The following is an 11,853-nucleotide window of genomic DNA, read 5'->3' on the forward strand; positions in this document are numbered from 1 at the left end:
CCATTACGAGGGCATCGGAGTCGGTGTCGGCTCCGCATAGCCTTCTTTATACGTTTCATCGATAAAATTGCGGATCTCCAGGTCGGTTTTGCCGTCATGCTTCAGCTTGGCAGAGATGACGGCGATTTCCATGCAGACGCCGCAGCGTGTGCCGTGATCGTCCCAGACGATGGAGCCGTCCTCTTTCTCTTCTTTAATGAAGCAATTGCCGTTGTGCTGATGGCCGGCGCTTTCTCCGCAGCCGCAATAGCAAGGGATGACTTTGAGGAGCTCGCGATTGGCCGCGGCAATTTTATACGAGGCTACAATTTGCGGGTCCTGGTTGTCTAGAAAACGGGGCAGTAGATCCACCGAAGCGGTCAATTCCTGCAAATCCCCATTTGGTGCGTGTTGCTGGTGCCCGCCATGGCCGCCGTCTGCCTTGTCCGCAGAGGAGCAGCCCGTGACCAGAAGGGCGGCGAGCAGGCCGATCATGAGAAATGGTTTCCTTTTCATCCTGGACAAAACCTCCTTAGGAGTAATCATATCACAATGACGCAGCCGATTTTGTGAAGAAAAACGACCAAATCGGAATTAATCCTATTTACTTATTGGGCAACTCCCCTTATAATGAAAAACGGTTAGAAATTAAATCGGAATCATTATGAATTGGAAGAGGAGTGGAAGAGAAATGAAGAGAATGATGCTGGCCATGATCGGATTGGCGACAGCTGCAGCCTTGGCTGGATGCGGAGCGGGGCAGACCTCCCAGACGGCCCCGCAAGAAACCGACGGGACGGCTCCGATAAAAGTGTATACCTCTCTCTATCCGCTGGAGTACGCTGCCAAGCGGATCGCCGGGGAACACGCCGAGGTTATCAATATCGTGCCGCCAGGCGTAGAGTCTCATGATTTTGAGCCGACGGCAAAAGATATGGTCGCTCTGTCCGGTGCTGACATCTTTGTCTATAACGGCAGCGGTTTTGAAGCGTGGCTGGAGAAAGCGGTCGAGAACCTCGACAAAAACAAAACGATGGTCGTGGACACCACGGAAGGCCTCACCCTGTTGGAGGCTGCGGATCATCATGATCACGAGCACGGCCATGAAGGCGAGGCGAAGGAAGCTCATGCCGACCATCAGGAAGGCGCCGCGGATGCGAGCCACGACGAGCATAAAGAAGGGACAGAGGCGGCAGGACATGACGAGCATAAAGAGGGCGCGGAGGCACATGGAGAGGAGCATCATCATGGCGATACCGACCCTCACGTCTGGCTCGATCCCACTATGTTGAAAGCCCAGGCGGAAAAAATCAAATCGGCCTTGGCTGAAAAAGACAAGGCTCATGCCGAGATCTTCGAAAAAAACTACCAGCAGCTCGCAGCCGATCTGGACCAGTTGGACAAAGATTTCCACGATATGGTGAGCCAATCGTCCAAAAAGGAATTCCTGGTGGCCCACAGTGCCTTTGCTTATCTGGCCCACCGCTATGGATTGGAGCAGGTGGCGATTTCCGGCATCAACCCGGCCAATGAGCCGTCGCCGGCAGATATGAAAAGACTGGTCGAGTATGTAAAGGAACATCAGATTTCCCACGTCTTGTTTGAGACATTGGCCTCGCCAAAGGTAGCGGAAGTGATCGCCAAGGAAGCCGGATTGCAAACGGGCACGCTCAATCCGCTGGAGGGGTTGACAGAAGAAGAAGCAAAGGCGGGCAAAGATTATCTTTCGATTATGAAAGAGAATCTGGAGATGCTGCGCACGGTGCTGAAATAAGAAAACGCAACGAAGCTGTCCCTTGGTTATTTTCATCACAGGGACAGCTTGGTTTTTATGACGAAAAAATTTTGACCTCTTGTACATGCTTTCGATCGAGAGTCAGGCTTATAAGATGCCCGCCCATTGGAAAATCTCACTGTAAGCGGAGCCTATTTCCGTCTCATTTGTTCAAACCTGCCATGCGGGTATATTGACTCCTTGAGATTTTTAACGAATCGTAGTACGATGGAATTTGTTAAATCAGAACAAATCCGATTTAAAGGAAGAAGGATGGCGTCATGCAACGGACACATCAGACGGATACTGTCGTCAAACTTACGTCGGTATCTTTTCAATATGAAACCAAAACCGTGCTGGAGGACATCAATTTTTCCCTCGAACGCGGCGATTTCGTCGGCATTGTCGGTCCAAACGGATCGGGCAAATCGACGCTGATGAAGCTGCTTCTGGGACTCGTTCCGGCTACCAAAGGCACAGTGGAGCTGTTTGGACAGCCCTTGTCCAAATTCCGGGACTGGAGCAAAATCGGCTACGTCGCGCAGCAGGCGGCACATGGCACAGGCGGATTCCCCGCTACCGTGCGCGAGGTCGTCTCATCCGGTCTGGTCGGCAAAGTCGGCTTGTTCCGCCGCCTGCAAGCCAAGCACCATCGGCAGGTGGAGGATGTGGTGGAACGCGTCGGCCTTACGGAAAAGCTGGATGAGCGGATCGGCAATCTGTCGGGAGGCCAGCTGCAGCGCGTCTTTATCGCCCGCGCTCTGGTCGCCGAGCCGGAGCTGCTCATTCTCGATGAGCCGACGGTTGGGGTCGATCAGGAGTCGATTGAGCAGTTTTATGAGCTGCTCCGTTCGCTGAAAGAAGACAGCGGCATGACGATGATGATCGTCAGCCACGATGTCGGCGTCATGACCCAGTGGGTCAACAAAGTAGCTTGCTTGCAGCGGAAGCTCCATTTCCACGGCACCGCTCATGACTTTACGCATAACCATGAAAAAATCCTGCAGGACATGTACGGTGATTCCATCAAAATGCTGGCTCACCATCATTGATCTATGGAACGGAAAGAAGGAATATACCCATGCTGGCTGACTGGTGGCAGTATGACTTTTTACGCTATACCCTGTTCTCCGGGGTAATCATCGGCCTGATCTGTCCGATTCTCGGTACCTTTCTGATCGTCCGCCGCCTGTCGATGATGGCAGATGGCTTATCCCATGTGACGCTTTCGGGCGTAGCGGCGGGGATGCTGCTGTCCAAAAAGGTGGCGCTGTTTCAAGCCGTGAATCCGCTTTTTTTCGGCATGTTGTTTTCGGTAGTGGGGTCGCTGTTTATCGAGCGCCTCCGAAAGGTGTACAAATCGTATCAGGATCTGGCGATACCGATCATCCTCTCTACAGGGCTGGGCTTGTTTACCGTCCTGATCAGCATTGCCAAGGGCTTTAACACTGACCTGTACGCCTACCTGTTCGGGAAAATCGTGACGGTAAGCATCCAGGACCTGTATGCTCTCCTGGGTGTGGCGGCCGTGGTGCTCGGCACCGTGTTTTTGATCTACAAGGAGCTGTTTGCCGTTTCCTTTGATGAGGAGTTCGCCCGCGTCTCCGGAGTCGCCCGCCGCTCGATCAATCTCTGGTTTATGGTCCTGGTGGCGCTGACGATCGCGGCCTCCATGCGGATCGTGGGCGTGCTGCTGATCTCGGCATTGATTACACTGCCGGTAGCGGCCAGCCTGCAAATCGCCAAAAGCTTTCGCCAGACGATTCTTTACGCGATCCTCTTTGCCGAAATCTCTGTCCTGAGCGGGCTCTATTTTGCCTATCTGCTGGACTGGGCCTCCGGCGGCACGATTGTGCTGGTAGCGGTGACGATCCTGTTGACTGTACTCGGAATCAAAAAGATCAAGACCTTGTTGCGCTAGTCACGCATAGAGCCATGTTACGATGATAGCGGGAAGGAGCATGAACGATGAAGGTAGAAGAAGCGTTGCAGATATTGAAGGAAAAGGGATACAAATACACAGGCAAACGGGAAAAGCTGATCCGCATCTGTGCGGCGGAGAAGCGATACCTGTCAGCCAAGGATATCATGGAGCGAATCAAGGACGACTACCCCAATCTCAGCTTTGACACCGTGTATCGCAACATCTCCACCTTTGTGGAGCTCGGCATTTTGGAGGAGACCGAGCTGGACGGGGAAGGAAAATACAGGCTCGCCTGTTCGGTAGACGGACATCACCATCACCACGTCATCTGCACGGAATGCGGCAAGACCTCGTCGCTGCCGGGCTGTCCGATGAACATCATGTCCGCATTGCCGCCCGATTTTGAAGTGACGGGACATAAATTCGAGGTGTACGGCACCTGCTCCGACTGTTCACAAGCAGCGTCTGCCCATTCTTAGTTTGGCGGCCATTCATCCTTTTCCGTATAGAGCGCCCTTTCTGCACATTCTTCACCGCGGCAGGAAGGGTTTTTCTATCGATTTGCGGCTGGCGGATGGTACTCGTTTTTCTCCCTGCGGGGATTTGATATAATGGGTGAAACATAGATATCGGTAGAGAGAAGGGACAATGGGTATGATCCCCCGCTATATCACTGACTTTGATCTGCAAACATTACCCCGGTGGAAAACGGAAGTAGCTGTCATAGGGGCCGGCATCGCCGGATTGTACACGGCCCTGCAAGCCAGTGAACACACAGACGTCGTCCTGATCAGCAAAAGAGGGTTGGATGACAGCAATACGCGCTGGGCACAAGGGGGGATCGCCGCTGTCACGGCCAAGTCGGACTCGCCAGCCTTGCACCGTCAGGATACGCTCATTGCGGGGGCAGGCCTCTGCTCTTATGAAGCCGTGGAGGTGCTGGTGCACGAAGGGCCGGAGCGGTTGAAAGAGCTGATCGCCTACGGCACCGAATTCGACAAGGACGCCCAGGGGCGGTATGAATTGACCAAGGAAGGCGCTCACAGCAAGCGCCGTATTTTGCATGCCCACGGCGATGCGACCGGAGCGGAGATCGTCCGGGCTTTGTCTGCGCGGGTGCGCGAACAAAAGAACATCACGGTGCTGGAAAATCACTTTGCCATCGATCTGCTCACCCAGGATGGCGAATGTGTCGGGGTGATCGTCATGAAGCCGGACGGCGAGCGCTTTTTCCTGGAGGCCAAGGCAACGGTGCTGGCCACAGGGGGAGCGGGCCAGCTGTACCGCTACACGACCAATCCGGAGATCGCGACGGCGGACGGGATCGCGCTGGCCTACCGGGCCGGGGCGAGGATCAAAGACGTCGAGTTTATCCAGTTTCATCCGACGGCGCTGTACTATCCGGGAGCGCCGCGCTTTCTCATCTCAGAGGCAGTCCGCGGCGAAGGGGCGATTCTGCGCAATACGAGCGGCGAGCGTTTCATGGAAAAATACCACCCGCAAAAAGAACTGGCCCCGCGAGACATCGTCGCCCGGGCGATCGTCTCCGAAATGGAGCGGACCAATGCCGCATACGTCTACCTCGACATTACGCATGAGTCGGAGGAGCTGATCAAGCACCGCTTTCCGACGATTTATCAGTTTTGTCTGAAATACGGCCTCGATATGGTGACGGACTGGATTCCGGTGGCTCCCGCCTGCCATTACATCATGGGCGGGGTCCAGACCGATCTGAACGGGGAGACCTCGACCAAGCGGCTGTTTGCCTGCGGCGAAGTATCCTGCACCGGCGTGCACGGGGCAAACAGGCTGGCCAGCAATTCGCTGTCCGAGGCAGTCGTCTTCGGGCACCGCATCGTCAAGCGGATCCGCGAGCTGCCCCCGGCCCCCGAGGTGCGTCCGGTGGAGGCTCGCGCGGAGAACCGGGTGCACCGCTTCGTCAATACCCGGGAGCAGCGGGTCAAGCTGCAAAAGCTGATGCTGCGCCACGTCGGGGTAAAGCGGCAGGAAAAGGGGCTTCGCAAGGCCTTGGAGGAGCTGGAGCGCATGCAGCGCTTTTACGCCTATGAGCATGAGGAGATGGAGGCGTTTGAATTCCTCAACCTGCTGAATGCGGCGGTCTTGACCACACGGGCAGCGCTGCTGCGGGAAGAGAGCCGCGGCGGCCACTACCGCAACGATTTCCCCAATAAAGACGATTTGATTTGGCGCAAGCATATCATCCAGACGATCGATCAGGGTGTACATGAGGAGTGTGACCAGTACGATGTGGAATAAGCGTGAGCTGCAACGAAAAATAGAAGACTGGCTGCAGGAGGACATCGGCTTCGGAGATGTGACGACGATGAGCACGATCCCCGAGACGGAAGAGGGCGTCGGCATTCTGTACGCCAAGGAAGCGGGAATTATCGCCGGGCTGCCGGTGGCGGCGGAGGTATTTGCGGCGGTAGACCCGTCCCTGTCCTTTATGGCTCGTGTACAGGAAGGAGCCCGGGTGGAAAAAGGAGAGCAAATCGCCGAGGTGAGCGGGTCGGTCCGCTCGATTCTCAGCGGCGAGCGGCTGGCGCTCAATCTCCTGCAGCGCCTCTCCGGGATCGCGACGAGAACCCGTGAGTACGCGGACGCGGTAGCGGGCACCAAAGCGCGGGTGGTCGATACGCGCAAAACCACGCCGGGCCTGCGCATGCTGGAAAAATACGCGGTGCGGGTCGGCGGCGGTCATAACCACCGGTATGCGCTTTACGACGCCGTGATGATCAAGGATAACCACATCAAGGGGGCGGGCGGGATAGCGGAAGCCGTCGCCGCAGCCCGCGCGGCCATCCCCCACACGATGAAGATCGAGGTGGAGGCCGAGTCGCTGGCACAGGTGCAGGAGGCGCTGGACGCCGGCGCGGACATTATCATGCTGGACAATATGGCGATTCCGGAGATGACCGAAGCGGTCGCCCTGATCGGCGGACGGGCCGTCGTGGAAGCCTCCGGCGGCGTGACCCTGGAGACGATCGGCGGAATCGCCCGGACCGGCGTCGATGTCATCTCCGTCGGGGCTCTGACGCACTCGGTCAAAGCGCTGGACATCAGCCTCGACCTCAATACCCGGAAGCGATAGGAGTGGCCTGTATGCTGCTTGCGATGGATATCGGCAATTCCAATATCGTCATGGGGCTGTACGAGGGGGACAAGCTGCGCCACCACTTCCGCGTGGCGACCGACCGCAACAAGACAGAGGACGAGTACGGCATGCTCGTCCGCAATCTGTTCGACAGCGTCGGCCTGTCCCTGTCCGATGTGGACGGCATCAGCATTTCCTCTGTGGTGCCGCCGATCAACCTGACGATTGAGCGGATGTGTGAAAAATACATCAAGCAAAAGCCGCTGGTAGTCGGCCCCGGCATCAAGACGGGGCTGAATATCAAATGCGAGTACCCGCGCGAGGTAGGCACCGACCGGATCGTCAATGCGGTCGCGGCCATCCATGAGTACGGAACGCCCCTGATCGTCGTCGATTTCGGCACGGCGACGACCTTTTGCTACGTGGACGAACGGGGACAGTATTGGGGCGGAGCCATCGCCCCGGGGATCGGGATCGCGACGGAAGCCCTGTTCAAGCGGGCGGACAAGCTCCCCCGGATCGAGATCGCAAAACCGCCCTCCGTGGTGGGCCGCAACACCGTCACCGCCATGCAGTCAGGCATCTTCTACGGCTTCGTCGGCCAGGTGGAAGGTATCGTCCGCCGCATCAGGGCGGAATACGGGACGGATCCCACCGTCGTGGCTACGGGCGGACTGGCTCCCCTATTTGGCCACGAGGCGGAGTGTGTCGATGTCGTAGACCGGGAGCTGACGCTCAAAGGGCTGCGGTTGATTTATGAGCGGAATCAGTGAAAAAGCTTTGATCAGTCCCGGTTGACCATAAGGAAGTCTTTTACATGGAAACGATAACTGTAGGCGGTAATCATATAACCCTACAGCCAGCCGGTAAATACCAAAAACTTGTGCTGCAGTTAGGGGTAACGGGGACAGATCATGCAACTATTCAAGTATTGAATGATAAAAAAGAATTGCTCAACAAGCCAATCAAAGCGAATGAAATCAACACGTTTGAAGTTGACATTGAGACTGCCCAAGAAATAAAGATTGAGATCAAAGGAAAGATTAAAGAGTCAAAAGGGACAGGTGTTATACTCACGACATCGCATTACAAATAAATCATTTGAAAGGCACCCATCGCGGTGTCTTTTTTGTTGAGGTGAAAACGAATGGGAATGAATCTTGTTTCAATCATGATAGCTAATGCAGACGGAGAACTGGTTTAAGTATAGGCATATCACGAGAAAAAATAACAAAGAATGGCGGCGGAAAATGGAGGCGCAGCCCTCGGAGAAGTAACCTCCCTCCCCGCTCGGTGTTAATAGTAAGGTTTAAAAAAATGAAGAAGATACATTTTTTTAAAAAAGTAATTTGTTTGAAATTATATTAACTGTATAATATACTCATATTCAACAAAAAATGGGAGGGTTATTATGAGGAAGTTGATTACACTATCTGCGTTAATGTTACTAGTAGTGTCATCTGTGGTAATGGTTGGTGCAAAACCGTCCGCAGAAAGAAATGTGGATGTTAAGGTAGAGTATTTCTCATCACCTGCAGACAAACAATTTGAAAAGGGGATAAAAAAACATTTTAAAATGGTTCCTAAGAAAAACAATAGGTCACTTTCTAGTATTGACGAAAGCTCTAACCGGTTCGATTTGAAAATGAAGATCAAAAAGCACAAAATAAAAGGTCAAGGCATACCAACAGAGTATGAGGCAACTGGAAAGGGTAGCCTGTTTATTGATGGAAATGAATATAAATACGAGTTCAAAGACTTGATTTATGTGGAAGAAACTCGAAGTGGAAGTTACTTCTATAACGGATCTCTCGAAGGGACCGTAAAAACAGAAGAAGGAGAAGTTCCAGCTGTATTTACGGTAACAACAATTCCCGAGGAAGACAAAACTTTGGTTACGATAGGGATAGATGACGCATTGGCTGATGACCCGGCTGCATTAGCCTTTGGTGAAGTTTTTGATGAATATATTGATTGGCAAGAGAAAAAATTTGAGGAGTGAAAACATGAAAAAAATTGCGCTTTTCAGCTTAGTTGCTGGACTTCTCTTCAGTAGTTTTCCAAATTATTCAAAGGCATTTGATAACGATTTAAATAACGATGGTTATGTAGATGCAATGTATATAGATTCTTATGAAGGCTTCGCATATGATAGCACTAGAAGATTATTTTCGGTTGGTACTACATCAAAAGGAGAGCGTGCATCAGTTCTTGTTGCGTACGCAATTACACCTCACTGGAATCAGCAACCTACAGGAGTAGAATATGTAAGGTCCTTTACAGATACGTTAGGAGTACAAAGAGAGTATGGTGCTGTTCCAGGAACAGTATATCCAGAATATATCAGAAATCAATTTGTAATTCCTGAAGGTGATGCTTACGCTCATATTTATAGGATTAGTCCAAGAAACCAACTAAGCGAAGTAAGCCTTGGCTCTCTAACGGGATTAATGGAATTAATAGGACTTGAAAGGGCTTCATTCCTGTTAGATACAGTGTTTTCAATTGTGACAGAAGTAGAGTCACTTAGTACAAGTTCTCCAAATAGTTCAGGAGATTACGGATCATCCGCATACGTTACACAATGGTTTACAAGTTATAGTTCTTGGAAAAACAATACAAATGGAAACACTGACCTTCCAAGCACTATATCATCCTCCAATGCATATAAAGATAGATCAAGGGGGTTTTTCTCCGAATTCAAATACCAGGATGATGCTTGGTCCAGAGGTTCTAAACATCGAGTTGAAGCTATAACAAGGATAAAATATGTTATGAAGCTTCAGAGTAGTGGATTAACATATTCCTTTAATCATTTAAATACACTCAATCATTATAGTTACGGGTATTAAATGAATCTTCCAGGGCAGTTCTACTGCCCTGGATACTGTTGGAGAGGGGAAAATATGAAAAAGCAATATTTTTTATTCGTTTTTCTAATATTGGTAGCTTTTTTGGGGGGATATTTAGTACCTAAAAAAGACAATAATCCAACATTAAAATTTTCTGTTTCACAATATCGTCAATTAACAGAATACCATCAGGATTTGCGTGAAGCCTTACTAATTACCTCAAAAAAAGATAAACTAGATAAACTAATATATACATATTACAAGGTTAGAGATGCTAAAAGTGGACTAATGCACCTTTCATTAATCTTTGCTGATCATAATATCAGCCTAGATCAAATAGATTCAAGAGTTAGTCAAATGGAAATACATCTAAAAGATTATATTCTAAGTGAGGCATTAAACATGAGTAATAGTAATCTTGAGAAAGCCCTGGAAAATGATATTGAAGTCGCCAACCTAATAGTTACAAAACTAAATTACAAAAACTTTGAGCAAAAAGATATAGCTTCTTTACGGAATAGTGTTAAGGAATTAAGTACATTATTAAGGTAATAAGAATAGATATAACTTAACTACAATTTCTTTGTCTTACTTTCTCTCTATATATAGAAACTCTTCAGGTGATGGTGACAGATGTAATGCGTCAATTAATAACTCAGAGACGGGCGAGGTACTCTATGAGGAAAAAATGCTTTGACGTCCGGACGAAATCGTCAAGGTTCTCCGTCCAGCAGGCCGCAGCGCAAAATTCGTTAAAATCAAAGCCAGCCAGAAGGCAAAGCGACGGCTCAGGAAGCTGTCACTCGCCGAGGCTGGTTTTTTGTTGAAGATCACACCTTATGCCAGCGAAAGGACGAACCTTTCTTGAGGGAGACAATGAGCGGGGGCAGAAAGGTATTCCGCTCACCGTCAAAGACCTATCCAGAATTGCTGATTGCTCCTATTCGCAGGCAAGAAAGATCGTCAAGTCATTCATCGAGCAGCGGATTCTCTGGTGTTTATGGCAGACTAAAAATGTAGGTTATGGCAGTTAATTTATGCAACCCCTATGGGGCTGCATAAATTAAAAAAACATCTTGCCAACGTCCCCTCAACCAAATACACTCCCAGTTGGGCAACTGCCCGTTGCCTATGCGGATGGTCAGAACGAGGCGGCCCGTCACGCGATGCTGGAGGGAAGCCTGCTCGCCGGTCTCTGTTTTGGCTCGGCTGATGTAGCGGCGGTCCATTGTCTGGCTGAAGCGCTCGGCGGATTGTACGACACGCCCCACGGCGTAGCCAATGCGGTCTTTTTGCCGCATGTGCTGCGGTTTAATGCCGCGGAAAACAAGGAGATGCACGCGAGATTGGCCCGCTACATGGGGTTTGCCCAGGATGCGGACGCGGACGAGCTGGCTGTGGAGAAGCTGATTGAGGGCATCGAGAACTTCACGAGCAGCCTGGGCATCCCCAAGCTGAAGGATTTGCCCGGCGTACGCGAGGAGGATTTTCCGCGAATCGTGGAGCTGTCGATGAAAAACGGCTCGACGCCGAGCAATGTGCGGACCATTGCGGCGGATGATTATCGGCGGATTTTGGAGGATGCGTACCGCTCTTAGTTAGCGGAAGTCCTTTACCGTCTCTTTGATGCGATTGATGCTTTGGATCATCGCCGAAATGTCGTAATGATTGTCAATGGAGAAATCCGGGTCTTGGGCGATGGTTCTCAGTTCATTCTGGATCACTTTCACCTGATCGGATACCTGCTTTATTTTTTGGATGTGACGAGAGGTGATCGGTTCCTCGTGGGAGGCGATCACCTCCAGCGCGCTGGATAGCTCCGACAAATAAGGCTGCAACGATACAGACCGATGAGAGTTTCCATCGGCTGAGACAAAAGAAAAGAAACTGTTGTCGATCAATGTGTTCAATTGTTGTCTGGAGGTCGAAAGCCTCCCCTGTAAAAAGCGGATTTGCTTCTCGTCTGCCGGTCCCGTGCCGAGAGATTGGAGGTCGACTGATAAAAACTGAAGGGACTCCAGGCGATTCTCCAGTTCTTGCTGGAGCAAACGGTTGACCTCGGCTAGGTGGGAGGCTCCGCGCTGTGTATTCTCAGCATCGTCGGAAGGAGTGCAGGAGCTTATGGCAAAGGCCGCCATAACAGACAGCAGCAGTAAGATTGCGGTTTTTTTGAACATGGGAACACCTCGCTTGTTGGATGAACGTAAGA

13 protein-coding genes and 1 pseudogene are annotated in these 11,853 nt (G+C 51.3%); 12 read left to right on the forward strand and 2 right to left on the reverse strand.

Annotated elements, in window-relative coordinates:
- Positions 1-3: 3 nt before the first annotated feature.
- Complete coding sequence (locus JD108_RS00830) at positions 4-495, reverse strand: PCYCGC motif-containing (lipo)protein (RefSeq protein WP_198828161.1); 492 nt, start codon at positions 493-495, stop codon at positions 4-6.
- A gap of 175 nt (positions 496-670) precedes the next feature.
- Here JD108_RS00830 and JD108_RS00835 point away from each other — a divergent pair, with 175 nt between their 5' ends.
- The 12 genes and pseudogenes from JD108_RS00835 to JD108_RS00890 form a co-directional block, all read left to right on the forward strand.
- A complete protein-coding gene (locus JD108_RS00835; protein WP_198828162.1) occupies positions 671-1,753 on the forward strand; it encodes a metal ABC transporter solute-binding protein, Zn/Mn family in 1,083 nt (360 codons plus the stop codon).
- Between the two features lie 281 nt (positions 1,754-2,034).
- Entirely contained in the window at positions 2,035-2,805 is a 771-nt protein-coding gene (locus tag JD108_RS00840) for a metal ABC transporter ATP-binding protein (RefSeq protein WP_198828163.1), read from the forward strand.
- A gap of 29 nt (positions 2,806-2,834) precedes the next feature.
- Positions 2,835-3,674 (forward strand): metal ABC transporter permease, encoded by an 840-nt coding sequence (locus tag JD108_RS00845; protein ID WP_198828164.1) that lies wholly within the window; start codon positions 2,835-2,837, stop codon positions 3,672-3,674.
- A 47-nt stretch (positions 3,675-3,721) separates the two neighbouring features.
- Positions 3,722-4,156, forward strand: coding sequence for a Fur family transcriptional regulator (locus JD108_RS00850; RefSeq protein WP_198828165.1), 435 nt, complete (start codon positions 3,722-3,724; stop codon positions 4,154-4,156).
- 175 nt (positions 4,157-4,331) lie between these two features.
- Positions 4,332-5,954, forward strand: coding sequence for an L-aspartate oxidase (gene nadB, locus JD108_RS00855; RefSeq protein WP_198828166.1), 1,623 nt, complete (start codon positions 4,332-4,334; stop codon positions 5,952-5,954).
- Positions 5,944-6,789, forward strand: a complete 846-nt coding sequence (gene nadC / locus JD108_RS00860; RefSeq protein ID WP_198828167.1) for a carboxylating nicotinate-nucleotide diphosphorylase — start codon at positions 5,944-5,946, stop codon at positions 6,787-6,789. The genes nadB and nadC overlap by 11 nt, the downstream gene beginning before the upstream one ends.
- 11 nt (positions 6,790-6,800) lie before the next feature.
- The gene (locus JD108_RS00865; protein ID WP_198828168.1) at positions 6,801-7,565 is read left to right on the forward strand and encodes a type III pantothenate kinase; all 765 of its coding nucleotides are present in this window, start codon (positions 6,801-6,803) and stop codon (positions 7,563-7,565) included.
- A gap of 44 nt (positions 7,566-7,609) precedes the next feature.
- Positions 7,610-7,888: a hypothetical protein gene (locus JD108_RS00870; RefSeq protein ID WP_198828169.1), complete on the forward strand. Its 279-nt coding sequence runs from the start codon at positions 7,610-7,612 to the stop codon at positions 7,886-7,888.
- A 315-nt stretch (positions 7,889-8,203) separates the two neighbouring features.
- A complete protein-coding gene (locus JD108_RS00875; protein ID WP_198828170.1) occupies positions 8,204-8,794 on the forward strand; it encodes a hypothetical protein in 591 nt (196 codons plus the stop codon).
- A gap of 4 nt (positions 8,795-8,798) precedes the next feature.
- Positions 8,799-9,644, forward strand: a complete 846-nt coding sequence (locus tag JD108_RS00880; protein WP_198828171.1) for a hypothetical protein — start codon at positions 8,799-8,801, stop codon at positions 9,642-9,644.
- Between the two features lie 54 nt (positions 9,645-9,698).
- Positions 9,699-10,196, forward strand: coding sequence for a hypothetical protein (locus JD108_RS00885; RefSeq protein ID WP_198828172.1), 498 nt, complete (start codon positions 9,699-9,701; stop codon positions 10,194-10,196).
- A 557-nt stretch (positions 10,197-10,753) separates the two neighbouring features.
- Positions 10,754-11,242: pseudogene (locus tag JD108_RS00890) on the forward strand (alcohol dehydrogenase); the annotation flags it as partial.
- Here the strand turns inward: JD108_RS00890 and JD108_RS00895 are convergent.
- Complete coding sequence (locus tag JD108_RS00895; RefSeq protein WP_198828173.1) at positions 11,243-11,821, reverse strand: hypothetical protein; 579 nt, start codon at positions 11,819-11,821, stop codon at positions 11,243-11,245. It lies immediately after the preceding pseudogene.
- Positions 11,822-11,853: the final 32 nt, after the last annotated feature.

Origin of the sequence: Brevibacillus composti, from assembly GCF_016406105.1 — a bacterium.
Taxonomy (GTDB): domain Bacteria; phylum Bacillota; class Bacilli; order Brevibacillales; family Brevibacillaceae; genus Brevibacillus; species Brevibacillus composti.